Origin of the sequence: Streptomyces sp. NBC_00289, from assembly GCF_041435115.1 — a bacterium.
Classification (GTDB): Bacteria; Actinomycetota; Actinomycetes; order Streptomycetales; family Streptomycetaceae; genus Streptomyces.
In genome coordinates, this window is sequence record NZ_CP108046.1 from 6,518,249 (window position 1) to 6,538,797 (window position 20,549).

The 20,549-nt window shown below is 72.9% G+C and carries 20 protein-coding genes and 1 pseudogene; 12 read left to right on the forward strand and 9 right to left on the reverse strand.

Features of this window, described 5'->3' with window-relative positions:
* Window position 1 precedes the first annotated feature (1 nt).
* The 3 genes from OG985_RS29565 to OG985_RS29575 are packed head-to-tail and all read right to left on the reverse strand — an operon-like array spanning window position 2 to window position 3,274.
* On the reverse strand, window positions 2-1,420 hold the full coding sequence (locus tag OG985_RS29565) for an exopolysaccharide biosynthesis polyprenyl glycosylphosphotransferase (protein WP_371671382.1): 1,419 nt from the start codon (window positions 1,418-1,420) through the stop codon (window positions 2-4).
* Window positions 1,417-2,637, reverse strand: a complete 1,221-nt coding sequence (locus OG985_RS29570; protein WP_371671383.1) for a glycosyltransferase — start codon at window positions 2,635-2,637, stop codon at window positions 1,417-1,419. Before OG985_RS29570 ends, OG985_RS29565 begins: the two co-directional genes overlap by 4 nt.
* 16 nt (window positions 2,638-2,653) lie before the next feature.
* Window positions 2,654-3,274, reverse strand: coding sequence for a hypothetical protein (locus OG985_RS29575; RefSeq protein ID WP_371671384.1), 621 nt, complete (start codon window positions 3,272-3,274; stop codon window positions 2,654-2,656).
* 273 nt (window positions 3,275-3,547) lie between these two features.
* Here OG985_RS29575 and chpG point away from each other — a divergent pair, with 273 nt between their 5' ends.
* The 8 genes from chpG to OG985_RS29615 all read left to right on the forward strand — a co-directional run bounded on the left by chpG (window position 3,548) and on the right by OG985_RS29615 (window position 8,792).
* Window positions 3,548-3,787 carry a chaplin ChpG gene (chpG, locus tag OG985_RS29580; protein WP_371671385.1) on the forward strand — a complete coding sequence of 80 codons (240 nt, stop codon included), beginning with the start codon at window positions 3,548-3,550 and terminating at the stop codon, window positions 3,785-3,787.
* Window positions 3,788-4,094: 307 nt separating this feature from the next.
* On the forward strand, window positions 4,095-4,868 hold the full coding sequence (locus OG985_RS29585; protein ID WP_371671386.1) for a hypothetical protein: 774 nt from the start codon (window positions 4,095-4,097) through the stop codon (window positions 4,866-4,868).
* A gap of 194 nt (window positions 4,869-5,062) precedes the next feature.
* Window positions 5,063-5,353 carry a hypothetical protein gene (locus tag OG985_RS29590; protein ID WP_371674533.1) on the forward strand — a complete coding sequence of 97 codons (291 nt, stop codon included), beginning with the start codon at window positions 5,063-5,065 and terminating at the stop codon, window positions 5,351-5,353.
* Between the two features lie 185 nt (window positions 5,354-5,538).
* Window positions 5,539-6,036 (forward strand): DUF5949 family protein, encoded by a 498-nt coding sequence (locus tag OG985_RS29595; protein ID WP_371671387.1) that lies wholly within the window; start codon window positions 5,539-5,541, stop codon window positions 6,034-6,036.
* Window positions 6,036-6,638, forward strand: a complete 603-nt coding sequence (locus OG985_RS29600) for a vitamin K epoxide reductase family protein (RefSeq protein WP_371671388.1) — start codon at window positions 6,036-6,038, stop codon at window positions 6,636-6,638. Before OG985_RS29595 ends, OG985_RS29600 begins: the two co-directional genes overlap by 1 nt.
* Window positions 6,639-6,757: 119 nt before the next feature.
* Window positions 6,758-7,273, forward strand: coding sequence for a hypothetical protein (locus OG985_RS29605; protein ID WP_371671389.1), 516 nt, complete (start codon window positions 6,758-6,760; stop codon window positions 7,271-7,273).
* A 135-nt stretch (window positions 7,274-7,408) separates the two neighbouring features.
* Window positions 7,409-7,942: a tyrosinase cofactor gene (locus tag OG985_RS29610; RefSeq protein ID WP_371671390.1), complete on the forward strand. Its 534-nt coding sequence runs from the start codon at window positions 7,409-7,411 to the stop codon at window positions 7,940-7,942.
* On the forward strand, window positions 7,926-8,792 hold the full coding sequence (locus OG985_RS29615) for a tyrosinase family protein (RefSeq protein ID WP_371671391.1): 867 nt from the start codon (window positions 7,926-7,928) through the stop codon (window positions 8,790-8,792). Before OG985_RS29610 ends, OG985_RS29615 begins: the two co-directional genes overlap by 17 nt.
* A gap of 91 nt (window positions 8,793-8,883) precedes the next feature.
* On the opposite strand, the gene OG985_RS29620 is transcribed toward OG985_RS29615, so the two are convergent.
* The 4 genes and pseudogenes from OG985_RS29620 to OG985_RS29635 all read right to left on the reverse strand — a co-directional run bounded on the left by OG985_RS29620 (window position 8,884) and on the right by OG985_RS29635 (window position 12,479).
* Window positions 8,884-9,216, reverse strand: a complete 333-nt coding sequence (locus OG985_RS29620; RefSeq protein ID WP_371671392.1) for a chaplin — start codon at window positions 9,214-9,216, stop codon at window positions 8,884-8,886.
* A 160-nt stretch (window positions 9,217-9,376) separates the two neighbouring features.
* A pseudogene (locus OG985_RS29625) lies at window positions 9,377-9,928 on the reverse strand (NAD(P)-dependent oxidoreductase); the annotation flags it as partial.
* An 89-nt stretch (window positions 9,929-10,017) separates the two neighbouring features.
* A complete protein-coding gene (locus OG985_RS29630; RefSeq protein ID WP_371671393.1) occupies window positions 10,018-11,607 on the reverse strand; it encodes an acyl-CoA carboxylase subunit beta in 1,590 nt (529 codons plus the stop codon).
* A 77-nt stretch (window positions 11,608-11,684) separates the two neighbouring features.
* Window positions 11,685-12,479 carry a BTAD domain-containing putative transcriptional regulator gene (locus OG985_RS29635; RefSeq protein ID WP_371671394.1) on the reverse strand — a complete coding sequence of 265 codons (795 nt, stop codon included), beginning with the start codon at window positions 12,477-12,479 and terminating at the stop codon, window positions 11,685-11,687.
* A gap of 297 nt (window positions 12,480-12,776) precedes the next feature.
* Here OG985_RS29635 and OG985_RS29640 point away from each other — a divergent pair, with 297 nt between their 5' ends.
* From OG985_RS29640 to OG985_RS29655, 4 genes are all read left to right on the forward strand, one after another.
* Window positions 12,777-13,034 carry a hypothetical protein gene (locus tag OG985_RS29640; protein ID WP_371671395.1) on the forward strand — a complete coding sequence of 86 codons (258 nt, stop codon included), beginning with the start codon at window positions 12,777-12,779 and terminating at the stop codon, window positions 13,032-13,034.
* The gene (locus OG985_RS29645) at window positions 13,031-15,283 is read left to right on the forward strand and encodes a TOMM precursor leader peptide-binding protein (RefSeq protein ID WP_371671396.1); all 2,253 of its coding nucleotides are present in this window, start codon (window positions 13,031-13,033) and stop codon (window positions 15,281-15,283) included. Before OG985_RS29640 ends, OG985_RS29645 begins: the two co-directional genes overlap by 4 nt.
* Before the next feature lie 183 nt (window positions 15,284-15,466).
* On the forward strand, window positions 15,467-16,678 hold the full coding sequence (locus tag OG985_RS29650) for a sensor histidine kinase (protein ID WP_371671397.1): 1,212 nt from the start codon (window positions 15,467-15,469) through the stop codon (window positions 16,676-16,678).
* A 51-nt stretch (window positions 16,679-16,729) separates the two neighbouring features.
* The gene (locus OG985_RS29655) at window positions 16,730-17,344 is read left to right on the forward strand and encodes a DNA-binding response regulator (RefSeq protein ID WP_371671398.1); all 615 of its coding nucleotides are present in this window, start codon (window positions 16,730-16,732) and stop codon (window positions 17,342-17,344) included.
* 170 nt (window positions 17,345-17,514) lie between these two features.
* Here OG985_RS29655 and OG985_RS29660 read toward each other — a convergent pair whose 3' ends face one another.
* The gene (locus tag OG985_RS29660) at window positions 17,515-18,768 is read right to left on the reverse strand and encodes an acyltransferase domain-containing protein (protein ID WP_371671399.1); all 1,254 of its coding nucleotides are present in this window, start codon (window positions 18,766-18,768) and stop codon (window positions 17,515-17,517) included.
* Between the two features lie 19 nt (window positions 18,769-18,787).
* Window positions 18,788-20,539, reverse strand: a complete 1,752-nt coding sequence (locus OG985_RS29665) for a fatty acyl-AMP ligase (RefSeq protein ID WP_371671400.1) — start codon at window positions 20,537-20,539, stop codon at window positions 18,788-18,790.
* Between the last annotated feature and the right edge of the window lie 10 nt (window positions 20,540-20,549).

The window sequence follows — 20,549 nt, forward strand, 5'->3', positions numbered from 1 at the left end:
CTCAGCTCCCCGTCGGGCGCAGGAGCGCGGCCGCGGTGCGCAGCAGGATGCACACGTCCTGCCACAGCGACCAGTTGTCGATGTACGCGTTGTCGAACCGGGCCCGGTCCTCGATGGAGGTGTCGCCGCGCAGGCCGTGCACCTGGGCGAGGCCGGTGATCCCGGTCTGCATCCGGTGCCGGGCGGCGTAGCCGGGGTAGGTCTGGCTGAACTTCGCGACGAAGTAGGGGCGTTCGGGCCGCGGCCCGACCAGGCTCATGTCGCCCCGGAAGACGTTCCACAGCTGGAGCAGCTCGTCCACCGAGGTGCGGCGCAGGAAGCGGCAGAACCACGGCATGTGGTGCTCGTTCGCCACACTCCAGCGGGTCGCCGCCTCGTGCTCGTCGACCGGGCGGTGGGTGCGGAACTTCAGCAGCGTGAACGGCTTGCCGTCCAGGCCGATGCGCTCCTGCCGGAACACCACGCCCTGGCCGCCGGTCAGCCGCAGCACCACCGCGCACACCAGCAGCAGCGGGCCGGCCAGCAGGAGCAGCGTCCCCGACACCGCCACGTCCAGCACCCGCTTGCCGGCGCTGCCGCGCCGCCGCGATCCCAGCTCCAGCCGTCGGCAGGCGAACCCGGCGATCTGGTCCCGCATCTCGTACGACGGCGAGTCCGCGTCGATCTCCCAGACCGCGCAGCCCGACTCGGCGAGCGCCCGCAGCAGCGGCCCCTGCCTCGACCGTACGGACGGATGCACGGTCAGCACGTCCCGTACGCCGTTCTGGATGAGCGCCCGCTCGACCTCCTCACCCGTCATCAGGACGGGCAGTCCCTCGCCGCCGGCCGGCTGCTCGGTCACGATGCCGACCGGCCGGATCCCGCACCGGGGATGCCGCAGCACGGCCGCCGCCACGCGCTGCGCACTCGCCGCCGGGCCGACGACGAGCGCGGTGCGCGGGCGGGCGATCAGCTCCGTGCGTCGCCGCCAGTGCGCGGCGCCGCGGCCCGCGCAGCTCGCGACCGCGTGCAGTCCGAAACCCAGGAGCAGAGCGGAGGCGGTCAGTGCCCGGTCGGGTGCGTACGCGGCGACCGCGGCCGCGAGGGAGAGCCAGAGGAACGCGATCCGGCCGCTGACGGCGGGCAGTTCGTCCAGTACGCCGGCCACCGGCCGGGGCGCTCGCGGGCGCAGCAGTATCGAGGCGGCCACCAGGGACGCCACCAGGACGGGACGGATCTGGGCCCCGGCGCACGCCAGGGCGCCCAGCAGGGCGGCGGCGAAGTCCGCGACGAGCAGGGGGAAGGGGGAGGCGGGGAGGGTCCGGGGGCGGTGGGCGGGGAACCGGAAGCCGGCCTCGGGACCGCGGACCGGCATGACCGAGACGGGCGAGAATCCGAGGTCCCGCCCACCGGGCGAGGGAACGGTGCTTTCCGCAGTCACGAGTGGATGGACTCCCTGTACTCGGTGGGCACGACACGCCCTGTTCCTCGGTTCGCCCCGGGGGCGCGAGGGCCCGCGTCGGCGGGCCCACCGTCGAGCAGCTCGCGGTACACGCCCGCCACCGCTTGGGCCGCGTGCCGCACGTCGTGCGTGGACAGGACATGGCGGCGTCCCTGGTGGCCGAGCGACTCGCGCAGCAGCGGGTCGAGCAGCAGTTCCGCGACGGCCCCGGCCAGCGCCGCGGGGTCGTCCGGAGGCACCAGGCAGCGCGACGCGAGGGCGGGCGGCAGGCTTTCCCGGGCTCCGTCCACGTCCGACACCACCACGGGCCGCCCGCAGGACATCGCCTCCAGCGGGGCGAGCGCCATGCCCTCCCAGCGCGAGGGCAGCACGACCAGGTCCGCGGCCTGGTACCAGGCCGCGGCGTCGGTGACGGCCCCCGCGAACAGCACCGACTCCGGTGCGCAGGAGCGCAGTCGGGCGTGCTCCGGTCCGTCACCGACCAGCACCAGACGGGCGTTCGGCACGCGCCGGAGGACGGTGTCCCACGCCCGCAACAGGACGTCCTGCCCCTTCTGCCGGCACAGCCGTCCCACGCACACCACCAGCGGCGCGGCGACATCGACCCCGGCGAGCTGCCCGATCCCGGCCCGTACGGTGTCCACGGCGGCCGGGTGGAACCGCTCGGGGTCGATCCCGTTGGGGACCACGCTCCACCGCCCGCCGATACCGGCCCGCAGCCCGGTCCGGCGCTCCGCCTCGCTCACGCACACCACCCGCGAGGCCCACCGGGCCGCATACCGCTCCCAGCGCAGAGCGAGCGCCTCGGTGATCCCTCCGACCGCCTCGAACGACCAGGCGTGCGGCTGGAACACGGTCGGAATCCGTCCCCGTACGGCGATCCGCCCGGCCAGACCGGCCTTCGCGCTGTGCGCGTGCACCAGGTCGGGTCGAACGGCCTCGACCACGCGAGCGAGCCGCCGTACCTCGCCGGCGAGTGCCGGGCCCGGTGAACGTGCCGCCTCCCACTGGCGTACGTCGGCGCCGAGCGCGCGGAGCGCGGCGGTGAGCGGGCTGTCCGGGCAGGCGACCGTGACGCGCAGGCCGGCGGCGACCTGGGCCCGCGTCAGGTCCGTCACGACCCGGGCGGCCCCGCCGTCCACGGGCTGGATGACGTGCAGGACCCGCGGCCGAGGGTCGGTTGCTGACTGGTGCATTGCGCGGTTTCCTCGCTCACGTGCTTGCTCGGGACAGGCGGGAACGCGCCTGGTGCTGCGCGTCGAGGGCGACGAAGAGCGCACCGGCCCATGCCGCGTCCCGCTGGGAAACGAGCCGGAAGGCCAGCTGGTCACCACCGCGGCGCAGAGCATTTCCGAGATCGAACACGTCGGCGTCGTAGCCGAGCGTGTTCACGTACGCGGGCGTGCGCTCCACCGGCGCCGCCCCCGGCCCGCTGATCGTCGAGTTCAGGACGTCGTCGCGTGGGTTGGCGGTGGCGGCGAGCGCGGTGGACGAGCCGAGGCCCGTCGAGAGCGTGAGCGAATCGCCCGTGCGGCCGCGGTCGTTGGCCGCGGCCGAGCCCGCACGGGCGGCGGGGCACGAGGGCGAGGCCGGGGCGCCGGCGGTGCGGCAGCTGATGGACGCGTTGGCGGCGCGGACGATCCCGCCGTGCTGGAGCGCGCGGTACCGCTCGGCGCACGCGAGCCGCCGGGCCTGGGCGGCGGGGGGTGCGGACGGGGTGGGGGCCGGGGCCGGCACAGCGGCCGCGGAGGCGCAGACCGGTGTGCCCAGAACGCCGAGGGCGAAGACGCCGGCCCTCGCACGGCGCAGCAGCGGACCCGGGGGAATGAGCATGACCGGCGGTGCCCTTTCGGGAATGGTTCGCACATCGGGAATCTGCGGATCGCGCGTCGTTGGATGGCGGGGGTGTGCCGTCGGGAGGTGGGCCACACTAATCGCTATCCGTACTAATACGGCGAAACCGGATAAGTGTGTCGGAATGGTGAACCCGCCCCTCGGCGAGATCACCCCATTGGCGGCGCAACCCGCGCGGGCGCCACGCGTTGACACAGCGCCGGGCATCCCTGCCCGAGTGTTTTTGTGTCAACCCCCAAGGAGCACCTCTCCATGTCGCGTATCGCGAAGGGCCTGGTCCTGTCCTCCGTTGCGGCCGCCGCCGTTGCGGGCACCGCCGGCATCGCCGCCGCCGACAGCGACGCGCACGGCGCTGCTGTCCACTCCCCGGGCGTGCTGTCGGGCAACGTCGTCCAGGTTCCGGTCCACGTCCCGGTCAACGTCTGCGGCAACACCGTCAACGTGATCGGCCTGCTGAACCCCGCCTTCGGCAACGAGTGCGTGAACGACTGACGTCGGCGCCGCACTTTCTTTCACCGGCCGCTCTCCCGTGGTTCCGCCACGGGAGGGCGGCCGGTTCGCGTGTGCCCGGCAGCTCTCCTCGGCGTGTCCCGCGGCGCCTCCTTTCGGCCCGCGCGCGGTACCCCGAATGGGGGGTGGGGCCGCCGGGGTGCCGGGCCGGGCTTGACGCGCCCCTGACCAGGGATGACGGCTCCGGACCGGCGAAGGGGCGGTGACCTGGTGCGTTCGCTCGGTTGCAGAGTGCGGTGGCCGCTTCCACGGTGGGCACAAGATCCGACGCACATCGAAAGGAACACCCATGCGTGCTCTGCCCGCACGGCGTATCGCGTCCACCGCACTCTGCGCCACCCTTCTGCTCGCGATCGCCGCGCCGGCCGCCCTGGCGGCCGAGAGCCACCCGGACCGGGAGCACACCCGTGCGGCGTCCCACCAGCCCGTCGCCGACGCGGAGGCGCTCGTCGCCCAGGTCAAGTCCCTGGGTGACCTCGGCGACGTGCTCACGCCGGTCACCGACCTGCTGAACGCCGTACTCAAGTCCGACAGCGGTCAGCTCTCGGCCGTCGAGGCGAACTCGCTGGTCGAGGCCGTGAAGACGGCCGTCGGCAAGATCATCGCCGCGACCCCGGCCGCTACGGCGACCACACCGGCCACGACCCTGCCGGCCACACCCGTGACGACCCTGCCGGCCACGGCTCTCCCGGCGACGTCGGCAGCCGCCGACTCGACCGTCGTCGTGCAGGCGCTGCCCGCGGCACCCGTGCTCACCACGAGCGCCGGCGACTCCAAGGCGGCGGCACCGTCCGCGGACCTCACGGACGACGCCCTCACCGAGCTCGAGACGGCGATCGACGCCCTGGTCAAGGCGGCCACCTCGGGCGACGTCAGCCAGGTGGGTCCGGCGGTCACGGACCTGATGACGGACCTGGTCAACCTGCTCACCGCGACGCTGCTGGACAGCGGCCTGCCCGCGCCGAGCCTGGAGGGCCTGCCCGAGCTGCCGGCGCTGCCCGCGGCGCCCGAGGTGCCGGCCGTGCCGGAGACGCCGGCGGAAGTCGCGCCGTCCACCTCGTGAGCGGTGGTCGCCCCGAACCACCCGAGCCGTTGTGCCGGTCCCGCCCCGTGGCCGGCACAACGGCCTTTCCGTGCGCTTCATTCGGGTGGCCTGCCGAAACCTTCCGCGTACGGGGTTTCCGCTCCGGCCGCGGATCGTTAGGCACGACGTCAGCATCCCCGTCGGTGACGTGAGTTGCCGCAGAAAGGAACATGATGAAGTCCCTGAAGGCCGCCGCTGTCGTTGCCGGTTCCATGGTCCTCGCCGGCGTCGCCGTGCCCGCGTACGCCCAGAGCACCGCCGACCTCACGCCCACCAGCCTCAACGGCGCGGTCGACACGCTCGCCAAGAACCCCCCGAACGTGAACGACCTGATGCCGCTGCAGCACCAGTCGGATGCGCTCAACACCGAGAACAAGGGCTCCGTGCTCAACACCGTGAAGGGCGCCACCGACGCGCTGAACAACAAGGGCGGACTTCTCGGCGGGCTTCCCATGCGGCACTGACGTTGACGGCGGGCGGTGCGCGCACCGGGCGCCGTCTTTCGAAGAGGGCCGGCTCCGGGGCGTACGGAACCGGCCCTTCGCGCTGTTCGAAGGGGGTCCCTCGTTCGTGTGGACGCGGGCCGCTCGATCGCCCGGTCGGGTGAGACCCGTACGGCCGTATTCCGGCGCGTCGATAAGGTCGCGCGGTGACCTCAACCCCCAACCGAACCCGCCCCTCCTCCGCCGCGGATCTGGGCACGCTCGTCGTGATGGCCTGGAGTGGCGAAGGCCCCGACGGCGACATGCCCTACCTTCTCGCCTACTCCCTCGGGGACGCCGCGGACGGCCCGGAGGCCTCCTCGGCCGCCGTCGAAGCACTGCTGGAGACCAACAACCTGCCCGTCGGCGGGGACCTCGTCGACGGCAACGCCAGGCCGAGCCTGCCGGTCAGTCTGCTGGTCGAGTCCGGCCAGGCCGTCCTCACCATGCCGGGCTTCAACGCCACCTGCACCCCTCCGCCGGAGTGGCTCGAGGCCGTCGCCGAACGCGGCTACGCCTACTTCGTGTTCACCACGCGCCCCTGGCCCGAGGCGCAGCCCGGCAAGCCCGTCGAGCCGGAGGCACTGGCCGCCTTCGCCGGCGCCGACGAGACGCTCAACGCCGCGGCGCACATCGTCCTGCCCGCCCGCCGCCTGCGCTCCTGATGGACGCCCCCGCGGAGCGGGCGAGGGCCGCGGGCGGCAGTACCGCCTTCGCCCTGCTGCTGTTGATCACGGGGGCGGCCGGGCTGTTGGCTTCCTGGGTCATCACGGTCGACAAGTTCAAGCTGCTGGAGGACCCTGCGTTCACCCCCGGATGCAGCCTGAACCCGGTGGTGTCCTGCGGCAGCGTCATGAAGAGCGAGCAGGCGTCGGTCTTCGGCTTCCCCAATCCGATGCTGGGCCTGGTCGCCTACGGGATGGTGATCTGCGTCGGCATGAGCCTGCTGGCCGGCGCCCGCTTCCCCCGCTGGTACTGGCTGCTCCTCGACGCCGGCTGTCTGTTCGGGGTCGGGTTCGTCTCCTGGCTGCAGTTCGAGTCGCTGTACCGGATCAACGCCCTCTGCCTGTGGTGCTGTCTCGCCTGGGTCGCCACGATTTTCATGTTCTGGTACGTGACGTCCTTCGCCGTACGACAGGAGTTCCTGCCCGCGCCGGCCTGGTCGCGGGCGTTCTTCACCGAGTTCACCTGGGTCGTGCCGACCCTCCACATCGGGATCGTCGGGATGCTGGTCCTGACCCGATGGTGGGATTTCTGGACGAGCTGACAAAACGCTCCGTCGTACTACTGCGGCACTCGGGGGAATCCTGCGCTGGTGTCCGCCTCAGGATCGTTACGTGGTACGGACGTTGAGCCCCCCGAATACCGAAAGGGACCGTACCTGACATGAAGCCGACCACCCGAGGAACCCTTGCCGCCGTCATCACGGGCGTCGCCGCCGCCGTGGGCGCCACCGCGGCGCCCGCCGCCGCGCTCGGGACGGTCCCCGTCCCCGTGCCCCTGGACGGCGCCGAGAAGGCCCTCAGCCTCGAGCTGCCCGTGATCGGCGGGGAAGTGCCCATGCTGATGCCCGGCCTGCCCGACCAGCCCCGGTACGTCGAGGGCCGCCTCATCCCGGAGCCGGTGATCCCGCAGGTGCCGCTCGACGGCGCGCTGCCCGGCGCGAGCCTGCGCGCCCCGCTGCCGCACGTCCTCGGTGACGGCTTCGACCACGTCGCCGTCGGCGTGCCCGTCGCCGACCTGCGCACGCTGTCCCCGGGCCTGACCCTCGACGCCCCGCTCACCGCGCCGAACCCCGACAACTACGGCCTCCCCGCCGTGCAGTTGCCGCAGGCGGGCGTACTGGCCCCGGTGCTGCAGACCGTGCCGGGCGCCGACCTGGGGATGGGCCCCGGCCTGTAGGACGCGCCGACGGGCCGTGCGGAGCCGACGGCCATCGTGTGCGCCACCGGATGGAGCGGACGGCGCCGGACGTGACCCGGTGGGCCGCCGGACGGTTACCGCTGTGGACAACCGAAACCGGACGAGGAGCAAACGATGGTCGTCAGCGTCAGTGCCGGCGTCAGTGCCGGAGTCGGCGCGGTACCGGTGGACACGGAGCCCGGCGACACGGGGCGGGGAAGACCCGCGCACCTGAGCGGGACGCGGAGGGACGCGCTGCGCGGGCTGGTCGGCTCGGCCGTCGCCGTGGCGCTCGCCCCGGTCCTCGCGTCCTCCCGGCCTCCGGGCCTGGTCGAACCTCCCGCGGACCTCGCGTTCGACGAGACCCACCTCGGCCGCCGCATCCAGGGCCTCCGGACCGCCGCGGGCCGCACCGGCGGCGGCCGCTGGCAGGTCACGGTCGACGGGCGGCCCCTGCATCTGATGCGCCGCGCCGACGGCACCTGGCTGAGCATGGTCGACCACTACCGGTCGTACCCGACGGCGCTCGAGGCGACCCGCGCGGCGGTCGACGAACTGGGTCCGGGACAGCGGCTGCGCGCCCCGGGAGGCGCGGGCGCGGGGTCCGCCACGGACCTGACCGGTGGGGGACAGCACCACATGGGGGGACATCATGGCGTACACCCGTAAGGACGTGAGCACGCTGACGCGCGCCGAGCGGCGGCGGTTCGTGAAGGCGATGCTGGAGGTCAAACGGCGGGGCGAGTACGACGAGTTCGTGCGCATGCACATCGACCACTACGTCTCGGACGGCGAGGACGGACTGCGTACGGCCCACATGGCGCCGTCGTTCTTCCCCTGGCACCGTCAATTCCTGCTGGACCTGGAACGTGCGCTGCGCCGGGTGGACGCGTCGGTGACCCTGCCCTACTGGGACTGGACGAAGGACCGCACGGCGACGTCCGGGCCCTGGACCGCGGATCTCCTCGGCGGCAACGGGCGGCGCTCGGACCACCGGGTGACGACGGGGCCGTTCGCCTACGCGGGGGGCAACTGGACGCTCAAGGAGGGTGTCACCGACGGCAAGTTCCTCACCCGGGACCTCGGACGCGCCCGCGACCCGATCGCGCTGCCGACCAAGGGGGAGCTGGAGTCCGCCCTGCGGGAGTCGGTCTACGACTCCGCGCCCTGGGACTCGACGTCCGCCAAGGGGTTCCGCAACAGGCTGGAGGGGTGGGGGACCGGCCGGGGCAGCGTCGCCTGGCGCAACCACAACCGTGTACACCGCTGGGTCGGCGGGGTCATGGTCGGCGGCGCGTCCGTCAACGACCCGGTGTTCTGGCTGCACCACGCCTTCGTCGACCTGCAGTGGTCGCGCTGGCAGCAGCGGCACCGCGGCGCCCGCTACCAGCCCGCGCGGCCGCCCGGCCCGCGCAGCGAGCAGCACAAGCGGATCGTCGCGCGGCACGAGAAGCTGCCCCCGTGGGACGTGACGCCGGACCAGCTGGAGGACGTCGGCAGGATCTACCGGTACGCGTGACCGGCACAGGAAGGAGCCCCGGCGCTCGAGGTGCCGGGGCTCTCCTGGTGCGTACGGTTCGGGGCCGTGCGCGTCAGACGTGCGGGGAACGTCAGCCGCCGTAGCCGGCCTTGCCGTGGCCCTTGCCGTGCTTGCCGTCGTCGCTGTGCTTGCCGTGCTTGCCGTCGTCGGTCTTCTTGCCGTGGCCGTCGTTGCTGCAGTGGTTGCCGAAGGCCGGGTTGAGCAGGCCGATCACGCTGACCGTGTTTCCGCACACGTTGACCGGGATGTGGACCGGGACCTGGACGACGTTGCCCGACAGGACGCCGGGCGAGCCGACGGCCTCGCCCTGGGCACCCGCGTCCGCCATGGCCAGGCCGGCGCCGCTGAGCACCACGGCACCCGTACCGAGGGCGACTCCGGCTGCCTTCGCGATGCGAGACATCACGTTCTCCTTTGATTCGGTGAGCGCGGCGGCAGGACCCGCCGCCGCACTTCCCGTTCAACGCCTCCGCCCACCGCTGGTAACGGCGATCATGTGGAATCACCCATTTTGAACAGGCGCGTCTCCACCTGTTCGCGGGGTCGGGCCACGGCCGGCCCGGTCAGGGCAGGCGCCGTACCGGGGAACCCGCGAGGAACGCCCCGATGTCCTCGACGGCCTGGCCGTAGTAGGTGGCGTAGTTGGCCCGCGACACATAGCCGAGGTGCGGTGTGGCCAGCAGACGAGGAGCGGTGCGCATCGGGTGGTCGGCGGGGAGGGGCTCGATGTCGAACACGTCGACGCCCGCGCCGGCGATCCTGCCCTCGTGCAGGGCGGGGAGCAGCGTGTCCTGGTCGACGATCGCCGCGCGCGAGGTGTTGATCAGGTAGGTGGTGGGTTTGAGGAGGGCGAGTTCGGCGGCGCCGAGCAGACCGCGGGTGCGCTCGCCGAGTGCCAGGTGAACCGAGACGAAGTCGCTGCCGGACAGCAACTCCTCCTTGGAGGCGCAGAGTTGGACGCCCACCTCGTCTGCGCGCTCCTTGGTGAGGTGCGGGCTTCAGGCGACGACCTCCATCCCGAAGGCGAGGCCGATGCGGGCGACCCGGCCGCCGGTCTTCCCGAGGCCGAGCAGCCCGAGCCGGCGGCCGTGCAGGTGGGCGCCGACGGTGGACTGAGCCGCACGCCGGTCCCCTTTCCGTGATCAGGGGAACCGACTCCACGACGTGCCGGTGCGGGCCCCTCCGCCCGTGGGCGGGCGGCGGCTCACATCGGCGGGTTGCCGTGCTTGCGCTCCGGGAGGGAGACGTGTTTGGCGCGCAGCATCGCCAGGGACCGGATGAGCACCGCGCGCGTCTCGCCCGGGTCGATGACGTCGTCGACGAGTCCGCGCTCGGCCGCGTAGTAGGGGTGCATCAGCTCGGACTTGTACTCCTTGATGAGCCGGGCCCGGGTGGCGTCGGGGTCGTCGGAGGCGGCGATCTCCCGGCGGAACACCACGTTGGCGGCGCCCTCCGCGCCCATCACCGCGATCTCGTTCGTGGGCCAGGCGAAGGACAGGTCCGCGCCGATCGAGCGCGAGTCCATGACGATGTAGGCGCCGCCGTACGCCTTGCGGACCACCAGCGAGATCCGGGGCACGGTGGCGTTGCAGTACGCGTACAGCAGTTTGGCGCCGTGCCGGATGATCCCGCCGTGCTCCTGGTCCACGCCGGGCAGGAAGCCGGGCACGTCGACCAGGGTGACGAGCGGGATGTTGAAGGCGTCGCAGGTCTGCACGAACCGGGCGGCCTTCTCCGAGCCGTGGATGTCCAGCACACCGGCCAGCGCGGCGGGCTGGTTGGCGACCAGACCCACGACGTGGCCGTCCAGCCGGGCGAGCGCGCACACCACGTTGCGCGCCCACGCCTCGTGCACCTCGAAGTAGTCGCCGTCGTCGACGATCTCCTCGATCACCGCGCGCATGTCGTACGCCTGCTGGGGGTCGGCCGGCACCAGCGAGGTCAGGGCGTCCGTGCGCCGGTCGGCGGGGTCGCCGGCCCGGTCGACGGGAGGCAGTTCCCGGTTGTTCTGCGGCAGCAGGGACAGCAGATGGCGGACGTCGGAGAGGCACTCGGCCTCGTCGTCGTAGACGAAGCCGGAGACGCCCGAGATCCCGGAGTGCACGTCGGCGCCGCCGAGCCCGTCGTGGGTGATCTTCTCGCCCGTCACGGCCTGGACCACGTCCGGGCCCGTGATGAACATCTGGGCGGTGCCGCGCACCATGAACACGAAGTCGGTCAGCGCCGGCGAGTACGCGGCGCCGCCCGCGCACGGGCCCAGGATCACGCTGATCTGCGGAATCACCCCGGAGGAGCGGGTGTTGCGGCGGAAGATGCCGCCGTAGCCGGCGAGCGCCGTGACGCCCTCCTGGATGCGGGCGCCGGCGCCGTCGCTCAGCCCCACCAGGGGAGCGCCCGCCGCCTCGGCCAGGTCCATCACCTTGTGGATCTTCTGGGCGTGGGCCTCGCCCAGGGCGCCGCCGAAGACCCGGAAGTCGTGGGCGTAGGCGAAGACCGTGCGGCCGTGCACCAGGCCCCAGCCGATCACCACGCCGTCGCCGTGCGGCCTGCGGGCCTCCAGCCCGAATCCGGCGGCGCGGTGCCGGCGCAGCGGTTCTATCTCGCTGAAGGTGCCCTCGTCGAAGAGCAGGCGGAGGCGCTCGGGTGCGGTGAGCTTGCCCTTGGCGTGCTGGCGCCGGGTGGCCTCCGGGTCGGGGCCCCGGCTCAGCTCCTCCTTCAGCCGTTTCAACTCGTCGGTGGAACGGCCCAGATCGGGCGCCGGGGCGAGGGCGAGCAGTTCGTCGAAGGTCGTCATTGCGCCACCGTAGGGAGACGTCCTCAAAGCCTTCGGCACGTCGCCTGGAGAACGGCTCGACCGCCGCCCGCCCGCGGTCAGTCCGCGGTGGCCGGGTGCAGCACGCGGTCCGGGTCGCCGGACAGCACCGCCTGGTGCAGTCCCCGCAGCGCGGCGGAGGGCTCAAGGCCCAGCTCGCGCACCAGGGAGCCGCGCAGCCGCTGGTAGGCCTCGAGCGCCCGCCAGCTGCCTCCGGTGTGGTGCAGGGCGCGCATCAGCTGGGCGCAGAAGCCCTCGTGCAGGGGGTGGCGGGCGGCCAGCACGCGCAGCTCCGGAACCACCTCGGCGTGCCGGCCGAGCCGCAGGTCGGACTCGATGCGCCGCTCCAGGGCGGTGGTGCGTTCCTCGTTGAGGCGCAGCACCTCCAGTTCCAGCACCGAGCCGGCCGGTACGTCGACCAGGGCCGGGCCCTGCCACAGGCCCAGAGCGCGGCGCAGCAGGTCCGAGGCCGTGCGGTAGTCGGCCACGTCGTAGGCGGCCCGGCCGTGGTCCGCGAGCCGTTCGAACTCGTGGGCGTCGACCTGGCCGGGCTGGACCCGCAGGAGGTAGCCGCCGAGCCGGGTGACCAGGACGTCCTTGGCGTCCATCGCCGGCTCGTCCACCAGGGCCGCGGCGATCTTCCGGCGGAGCTGGAGGATGTACGTCTGCAGGGTGGTGGAGGCGCTGCGGGGCACGTTCTCGCCCCAGATCTCCTCCATCAGCGTGGGTACGGTGACCACGCGGTCGCCGTGCAGGGCGAGCAGCGCCAGCAACTGGCGAGGCTTGGCGGCGGTGGGCACCACCGGGACCCCGCGCTCGTGTGCGGCGAGCGACCCCAGGACTTTGATCTCCATGCGTGTCTCCCCCTTGGGCACAGCCGCCTGGTAATCCCCGCGGCGACCGGTACGGAGTCCTGACATCGAGACTCGCATCCGGGTGCGTCTTCGGCCCAGTGAGTCAGGCATGCGCTCATTCATGAAAATGTCATGGGAGTCCTGTGAACGTGGCACTGCCGCCGGGGCGCCGTCCGCCCCAGACTTCCGAAGCAGACGCCGACGGAAGTTCGATCTGCGCAAGTGAGTTCCACCCGTCGCGCATCTCGTTCAGCACGCATTCGGCCATCACGTATTCGTTCATCACAGGGGGCACACATGAACGTCGCAGAAGAAGTCATCCGGTTCGCGGAGCTGGCGGCACGCACCGGTCTGGAGCCCGAGCTCGCCCGGCGCCTGGAGGCGGACCGGGAGGCCGTTCTCAGGGAGTTCGGTCTGACGGCCGCCGAGGCGGAGGGCGCGGCCGGCGAGGGCCGTGTCGTCGAGAGCCTCACCGCGGTGGCGGCCGAGGCGTCGACGGCCCGCTGGTGCACCTGCTGGTCCCCGGAGCTGCCGAGCGGTCAGGTGAGTGAGTGAGCGGGGCGGAAAGATCCGCCCTCGGCCCCTTCGTGGCGTTCAAGCGCCACGTGCGGACCGAAACCGCGCACGGTGAGGCCGTGTTCGTCCTGTCCGACAAGGACGTGACGTCGCTCCGGGGGGCCGGGGTGGGGACCCTGGCCTCCCTGCTGGACGGCAGCCGTACGCTCCCCGAGCTGCTGCGGGAGGCCGCGGCCGCCATGCCCGTGGACGAGGCCGGGCGGCTGCTGGGCCGGCTGGCCCAGGCCAACCTGGTCGGATACCGGCCCGACGGCCGGCGCGCGGAGGAAGCCGGCGCCGAGGGACGGTCCGCGGAGGCCTACTGGGACCGTGCCGGTCTCGAGGGCACCGCGGCCCAGGAGCAGGTCCGCGGCACCCCGGTGGCCTTGTTCACCGTCGGCGACGTGGACGACGCGGAGGCGCACGCCGCCTGCCGGGGGGCCGGCCTCAGCACCGTACCGGCCGGCACCGACGCGCCCTTCGCGCTGGTGCTGTGCGAGGACTACCTGCATCCCCAGCTCCGTTCCCTGGCCGCGCGTCTGCGCGGCCGGGGGCGGCCCTGGCTGCTGGCCAGGCCGTTCGGGGCCGAGCCCTGGACCGGACCGGTGTTCGCGCCGGGCGGGGAGGGGCCCTGCTGGGAGTGCCTGGCGCACCGGCTGCGCGCGCACCGGCGGGCGGAGCTGGAGGTGCAGCGGGCGCTCGGGCTGGACGGACCGGTGCCGAGGCCCGCGCCCTCGCTGGCCGCCGTACGTGCTCTGGGGCTGCACAGTGCGGCCCTGGAGGCGGCCAAGTGGCTGGCGGGACTGCGGTGTCCGGAGCAGCGGGCGGTGTGCGCGCTGGACAGCCTGACGCTGCGCAGCACCCATCATCCGGTGGCCAGGCGCCCGCAGTGCCCGGACTGCGGTGACCCGGCGCTGGTGGCCGAGCGGACCCGGCGCCCGGTGGTGCCGGTCTCCAGACCCAAGGCGGCCGGCGGCGGCAGCAACGACCGGGCGCTGTCCGCCGATCAGATGCTGGAGCGCAACCGCCATCTCGTCGGGCAGCTCACCGGCATCGTGACCGACATCCGGCCGCTGCCCGGGATGCCCGAGGGGATGTACGCCTACGACTCCGGCCCCAACCTCGCGCTGCGCGCGCAGGCGCCGGCCGGGGTGAGGCGGGTGCTCCGGGCGCGCAGCGGGGGCAAGGGCGCGACGGCGGCGGAGGCACGGGCCAGCGCGCTGGGTGAGGCGGTGGAACGTTACTGCGCCTCTCGCCAGGGCGACGAGCTGACCGTCCGGGACAGCTGTGCCGCACTGGGCGACCGGGCCGTCCACCCCAACACCTACCAGCTGTTCCACCAGCGGCAGTTCGCCGAACGGGACCGCTGGAACGCCGTGCACGGCTCCTTCCACCAGGTCGGCCGGCCCTTCGACACCACGGCGCCCACCGACTGGACACCGGTCTGGTCGCTCACCGGCGGCACCCACCGGCTGCTGCCCACCTCCACCCTGTACTTCGACACCTCGCCCGGCGGCGCCGCCGACGGGCTGTGGGCCGACTCCAACGGCAACGCGGCGGGCAGCAGCCTGGAGGACGCCGTGGTCCAGGGGTTCCTGGAGCTGGTCGAGCGGGACGCGGTCGCCGTGTGGTGGTACAACCGGCTGCGGCTGCCCGCCGTCGACCTCGACTCGTTCGACGAGCCGTGGCTCGCCGGGCTGCGGGACGCCTTCGACCGGGCCGGCCGTACGGTGTGGGCGCTCGACCTCACCACCGACCTCGGCGTACCCGTCGTGGCCGCCGTGTCCAGGCCCGCGGGCGACGCGGAGCCCGACTTCGTGTGCGGCTTCGGGGCACACTTCGAGCCACGGCTCGCGTTGCGCCGGGCGCTCACCGAGGCCGCCCAACTGCTTCCGGCGCCACAGCCGATGCCCGGCGGGACCGAACTCGCACAGCCCCAACTCGTGCCGGATCCCGGGCAGTCGGCCCGAGGCCCCGGCGACTGGCCGGCCTTCAGGCGGCATGACGACCTGCTCTCGGACATCGAGCACATCCGCGCACTGGTGACCAGGCACGGCATGGAACTGCTGGTCCTCGACCAGACCCGGCCGGATGTCGGGATCGCGGTGGTGAAGGTGCTGGTGCCCGGACTACGGCCGTTCTATGCCAGGTTCGCTCCCGGGCGGCTGTACGACGTACCGGTACATCTCGGCCATCGAAGCCGTCCCCTCGTGTTCGAGGAACTGAACCCCGTTCCACTGCCCGTCTAGAACAGCTGCATGCATCACATATCCCTCTTGTCGTGCCGCTACGGCCTATAGTTCAGTCTCAGATCTTCCCGAGTCCCAGACCCGGGGTCCGATGTGGGCGGGCCGCTACCGCGCATGTTCCGGACACCTGGAGGTGCGCCACCGCGCACCGGCCGGCGAGGATCCGGATAGGGGGAATGTGCGATGCGGAGCCCTGTCACGGGGGCGAAACGGCAGGGGAACCGGACCGAGGTTCCCGCGCCGCGGCTGGCTCAAGGCATCAGCATCACCGTCATCTCGGGATTCGGCGTCATCACGATGCTGAACGTCCGCAACGCGGTCTCGGGAGGCGTCCAGCTGGGCCTGTGCGTCGGTGCCGTACTGGTTCTCTACGCCCTTCAGTTCATGGTCACCTCGTCGGGCGCCCGGCGGTGGTCCCCCCGCCGCCGGGCACTCGCGCTCTGCCTCCAGGCCTCGCTCACGTTCGTGCCCATGGTGTGGGTCGGCATCGCCTGGGGAAGCATGGCGGGTCCGCTCGGCGGATCGATTCTGCTGCTGCTTCCGCCGCGGCTCGCCTGGCCCTGCTACGGCGCCGTCACGCTGACGATCCTCGCCTGGTCCTCGCAGTCCTCGGGCGTACACGCCCTGGAAGTCGGCTACTTCACGATCTCCACCGCCCTGACCGGGCTGGTCATATTCGGACTGACCCGCCTCACCGACCTGGTCCGCGAAGTGCACGCCGCACGCGCCGAGATGGCCAGGATGGCGGTGACCCAGGAGCGGCTGCGGTTCGCCCGTGACCTGCACGACCTGCTGGGCTACAGCCTGTCCACCATCACGCTCAAGAGCGAGCTGATCCACCGGCTCATCCCGGCCAACCCCGAACGGGCCCGCGACGAGGTGGCGGGAGTGCTCGGTGTCTCCCGCCAGGCGCTCGCCGACGTACGCCTCGTGGCCAGCGGCTACCGGGAGATGTCGCTGGAGACCGAGGCGGCCGCGGTCGCCGAGGTGATGGCCGCGGCGGACGTCCAGGTCGAGACGGACATCGCCTGCGGCAGGCTGCACCCGCTCGTGGACACCGTGCTCGCCACTGCCCTTCGGGAGGGCGTCACGAATATCCTCAGGCACAGCAAGGTCCAGTCGTGCGGGATCGCGGCCGCTGTGGAGGGCGAGACGGTGCGTCTGACGCTGGTCAACGACGGTGTGGTGGTCCAGGAGAAGCCCGCCGCGGGCCTCGGCAGCGGCAGCGGGCTCGGCAACCTGCGCACCCGGCTCACCGAGATCGGCGGCAGGCTGGCCGCGGGAACCACCGAGGCGGGACACTTCCGGCTGGTGGCCGAGGCGCCCCTCAGGCCCGACACCACGGACACCACCGGCGCCGCGGGCACCGGCGAGCCGAGCGTGTCCGTGGCGTGAGGTCCGCAGCACCGCGCATGGCATGGAACACGGGGGAACAGGGGGAGAAGAATGCTGTCGGTGAGGATCCTGCTTGCCGAGGACGTGCACATGATCCGGGGCGCCCTGGTGGCTCTGCTGGAACTGGAACAGGATCTGCAGGTGGTCGCCTCGGTGGACCGGGGAGACCTCATCGTGAAGACCGCGTTGGAGGTACGGCCCGACGTCGCCGTCATCGACATCGACCTGCCCGGCACCGACGGGCTCACCGCGGCGGCCGAACTGCGCGTCAGAGTGCCCGAGTGCCGCAGCCTGATTCTCACCAGCCTCGGCCGTCCCGGGACCCTGCGCCGGGCGATGTCGGCGCAGGTCTCCGGCTTCCTGCTGAAGGACTCGCCGCCGGACCGGCTCGCCCAGGCGGTACGGACCGTCGCCGGGGGCGGGCGGGTCGTCGATCCCGAACTCGCCCTCAGCGCGTGGGAGGCGCCGGACAACCCGCTGTCGCCGCGCGAGACGCAGGTGCTGCGGCTGGCGGCGCGGGGCGCTGACGCGGCGGAGATCGCGGAGCAGTTGTTTCTGACGCCGGGGACTGTGCGGAACTATCTGACGGCGATCGTCGACAAGCTGCATGCGCGGAATCGGGTCGACGCGATTCGGATCGCGGAGGAGGCGGGGTGGGTCCCGTAGCCGGCCCGGCTTCCTCGGTGCCGGTCGGCTGCGGCCGGTCGCGCAGTTCCCCGCGCCCCTGAGGTTCCTGTGGGTTCGTTCACGGGTGCGGGTTGGGTGTGGCTGGTCGCGCAGTTCCCCGCGCCCCTGGTGCGCCGTTCCCCGCGCCCTGGTGTGGGTGTCCCGTGTCCCTACAGGGTGGTGTTCTCGTCGTTGGCCAAGGGGCCGGCGTTGAGGGCGGAGAGGATGCCGGCCAGGTCCACCGCGTTGCTGTGGGGGCCGCGGCATACGGGGAGGCAGCGGGGGCCCCGGGTGCCGCCCATGCGGCGCAGGAACGGGGTGAGGGCCGCTTTGGGGCCGATCTCGACGACGTGGCTCGGGCGTTGCTCGGCGAGCAGGGCGCGGGCCGCGTCGGCGAACCGTACCGGTGAGGTGATCTGACGTGCCCAGTACGCGGCGTCCAGCGGGCCGTCGTACTCGCGGCCGTACACCGTCGAGTAGTACGGGATCGCGGGTGCCGTGGTGGGCATCCGGCGGGCCAGTGCCTCCAGGCGCGGGGCCACGGGTTCCATCAGCGGGGAGTGGAAGGCGTGCGTCACCTTCAGGAAGGTGCTGGCGATGCCGATGTCCGCGAGGCGCCGACGCGCCCGCTCCAGGCCCGCGATGTCACCGGACAGCACGGTCGCCCGCGCCGCGTTGATCGCGCCGATGGACACCCCCGGCTCCAGCGTCGCCGCCTCGGCGGCCTCGAACGGGTCGGCGCAGGTCGCCATCATGCCGCCGCCGACCGGCAGGTGCTGCATGAACGCCCCCCGCGACGCCACCAGTTCGGCGGCCGCCGCCAGCGGCAGCGCACCGCCCACGGTGGCCGCCGCGAACTCCCCGACGCCGTGTCCCAGCACGGCGACCGGCCGTACGCCCTCCTCCAGCAGCGTCATCGCCAGGGCGTACCCGACGGCGAACAGCGCCGGCTGGGCGAGCTCGGTCTGGTGGATCAGCGGGTCGCCGTCGCGCACCAACGCCACCACGGAACGCCCCAGATGCGGCGCCAGCGCCTCGTCCGCCTCACCGAGGTGGTGGCGGTACGCCGTGCAGTGCCGGTGCAGGCCGTCCGTCATCCGCGGATGCTGACAGCCCTGGCCGGTGAACACGAACGCGGTGCGGATCCGGCCGTCGGACCGCTCCGCGCGGTCCCGGCCGGCCAGCCGACGGGCGAGGTTGCGGATCGTGGTGTACGGCCAGACCTCCAGGGGATGGTCCGGCAGCGGGCCGAACGCCTCCTCCGCCTCGCCGTACAGGCCCAGCAGGGCCACGGAGTCCAGGCCGCACTCGATCAGCGGCATGTCCTCGCGCACTTCCCGGCGGACGCGCTCGGCGACCTGTTCCGTGAGCCACTCGACATAGCCCTGCTCGTCCGGCTGACCTCGCCCCGATCCAGTCACCATCTGCCCCTTCCGGACACGTTCACCGACTGCGTGCCGCGCCGGATCGCCCGGCCGCGGTTGCCAACTCCTCGTCGAGCCGCTGGTGCAGAGGCTGGATCCCGCCGTTGAGGAAGAGCCGGCGCGTCGCGGCCCGCTCCACCTTCCCGCTGGTCGTCCGCCGGATGGTGCCCGGCCGTACGAGCAGCACACCGTCCACACTGACCTCGAACTCCTCGGCCAGGCAGCGCTCCACGTCACCGGCGAGCCGGTCCAGGTCGAGGTCGTAGCGCTTGTGGGTGCGCAACTCCTGGACCATCACGACGCGTTCACGCCTGCCGGGCACCGAGAAGGCGGTACCCGTGCCGAACAGCGAGCTGATCCGCTGGACGGCGTGCTCCATGTCCTGGGGGTACAGGTTGCGGCCGGCGACCACGATCATGTCCTTGAGCCGGCCCGTCACATGCAGCCGGCCGTCGATGAGCGTGCCCAGGTCACCGGTGCGCAGGTACCCTCCCGCGCCGCCGGCCGTCGCGGCCTCGAAGACCTCCGCCGTCGCGGCCCGGTCGCGCCAGTAGCCCCCCGCGACCCCGGCGCCCCGGACCCAGATCTCGCCGATCGCGCCGTCCTCCAGCACCTCGAACGACTCCGGGTCGACGACCCTGACCTCGGTGCCCGCCGGGCGGCCGCAGGAGACCAGCGTCCGCCGCGGACGGCCCGCCACCGGCTCGCGCAGCACGTCGCGTTCCAGGGCCGCGCCGTCCACGGTGCGCACCGCGGGGGCGGCACCGGTCCGCTCGCCGGAGACCAGCAGGGTCGCCTCGGCCAGCCCGTAGCAGGGCATCAGGGCCTCCGGACGGAACCCGGCGGGCGCGAACCGCTCGGCGAAGTCGCGGCCCGTGGCGGCGGACACCGGCTCACCGCCGGTGACCGCGGTGCGCCAGCCGGACAGGTCCAGGCCGGCCAGCTGCTCGTCGGTCACCCGGCGGGCGCACAGCTCGTACGCGAAGTCCGGGGCGCCGCTGACGGTGATGCCGTACCGGCCGATCGCCTCCAGCCAGCGCGCCGGCCGCTTCAGGAACGCCTCGGGCGACAGCAGGACGGCGGTGCCGCCCAGCCACAGCGGCAGCAGCAACTGGCCGACCAGGCCCATGTCGTGGTGGAACGGCAGCCAGCCGCCGACCCGCTCGCCCGGCTCGGTGCCCAGGGTGTCGGCGAGCGCCCGCAGGTTGGCGAGCAGGTTGCCGTGGGTCACCACCACACCGCGCGGGGTGCCGGTGGAGCCGGACGTGTACTGGAGGTAGGCGACCGTGTCCGGGGACAGCTCGGGCATCCGCCACGGGCTGCGCGCGGGCACCGCGTCGGCGGCCAGGCACGGCACGGACCCGTATCCGCAGGCGGCCAGCAGCCGTGACACGTCGGGGGCCAGCGCGGCGTCGGTGAACGTCGCGCAGGGCGCCACGTCCTTGACGATGCCCGCCACGCGGACCGCGTGATGCCGGCGCCCGCCGGTGGGCGGGACCGGGACCGCGATGGCACCGGCGTACAGGCAGGCCAGGAACGACACGGCGAACTGGCGGCGGGAGGTGTGCATCAGCAGCACCCGCTCGCCCGTCGCGCCCCGCGCCTGGAGCCAGCCGGCGAGTTCGCGCGCGGCGGCGTCCAGGGCGCCGTAGGAAACCGTGTTCGGGCGTCCGCGGTCGTCGCTCTCCGGCAGCAGGAGGAGAGCCTCGCGGTCGGGTGTCCGCTCTGTTCTGTCGAGTATCAGTCCGGTGAAGGTGCCGTGTTCCGTCATGTGGGGTCCC

Bases quoted from the DNA above. Each gene is read 5' to 3' on its own strand.
- OG985_RS29570 (WP_371671383.1), bottom strand. From the start codon at position 2,637: ATGCACCAGTCAGCAACCGACCCTCGGCCGCGGGTCCTGCACGTCATC.
- OG985_RS29575 (WP_371671384.1), bottom strand. From the start codon at position 3,274: ATGCTCATTCCCCCGGGTCCGCTGCTGCGCCGTGCGAGGGCCGGCGTC.
- chpG (WP_371671385.1), top strand. From the start codon at position 3,548: ATGTCGCGTATCGCGAAGGGCCTGGTCCTGTCCTCCGTTGCGGCCGCC.
- OG985_RS29585 (WP_371671386.1), top strand. From the start codon at position 4,095: ATGCGTGCTCTGCCCGCACGGCGTATCGCGTCCACCGCACTCTGCGCC.
- OG985_RS29590 (WP_371674533.1), top strand. From the start codon at position 5,063: ATGAAGTCCCTGAAGGCCGCCGCTGTCGTTGCCGGTTCCATGGTCCTC.
- OG985_RS29600 (WP_371671388.1), top strand. From the start codon at position 6,036: ATGGACGCCCCCGCGGAGCGGGCGAGGGCCGCGGGCGGCAGTACCGCC.
- OG985_RS29605 (WP_371671389.1), top strand. From the start codon at position 6,758: ATGAAGCCGACCACCCGAGGAACCCTTGCCGCCGTCATCACGGGCGTC.
- OG985_RS29610 (WP_371671390.1), top strand. From the start codon at position 7,409: ATGGTCGTCAGCGTCAGTGCCGGCGTCAGTGCCGGAGTCGGCGCGGTA.
- OG985_RS29615 (WP_371671391.1), top strand. From the start codon at position 7,926: ATGGCGTACACCCGTAAGGACGTGAGCACGCTGACGCGCGCCGAGCGG.
- OG985_RS29620 (WP_371671392.1), bottom strand. From the start codon at position 9,216: ATGTCTCGCATCGCGAAGGCAGCCGGAGTCGCCCTCGGTACGGGTGCC.
- OG985_RS29630 (WP_371671393.1), bottom strand. From the start codon at position 11,607: ATGACGACCTTCGACGAACTGCTCGCCCTCGCCCCGGCGCCCGATCTG.
- OG985_RS29635 (WP_371671394.1), bottom strand. From the start codon at position 12,479: ATGGAGATCAAAGTCCTGGGGTCGCTCGCCGCACACGAGCGCGGGGTC.
- OG985_RS29640 (WP_371671395.1), top strand. From the start codon at position 12,777: ATGAACGTCGCAGAAGAAGTCATCCGGTTCGCGGAGCTGGCGGCACGC.
- OG985_RS29650 (WP_371671397.1), top strand. From the start codon at position 15,467: ATGCGGAGCCCTGTCACGGGGGCGAAACGGCAGGGGAACCGGACCGAG.
- OG985_RS29655 (WP_371671398.1), top strand. From the start codon at position 16,730: ATGCTGTCGGTGAGGATCCTGCTTGCCGAGGACGTGCACATGATCCGG.
- OG985_RS29660 (WP_371671399.1), bottom strand. From the start codon at position 18,768: ATGGTGACTGGATCGGGGCGAGGTCAGCCGGACGAGCAGGGCTATGTC.
- OG985_RS29665 (WP_371671400.1), bottom strand. From the start codon at position 20,539: ATGACGGAACACGGCACCTTCACCGGACTGATACTCGACAGAACAGAG.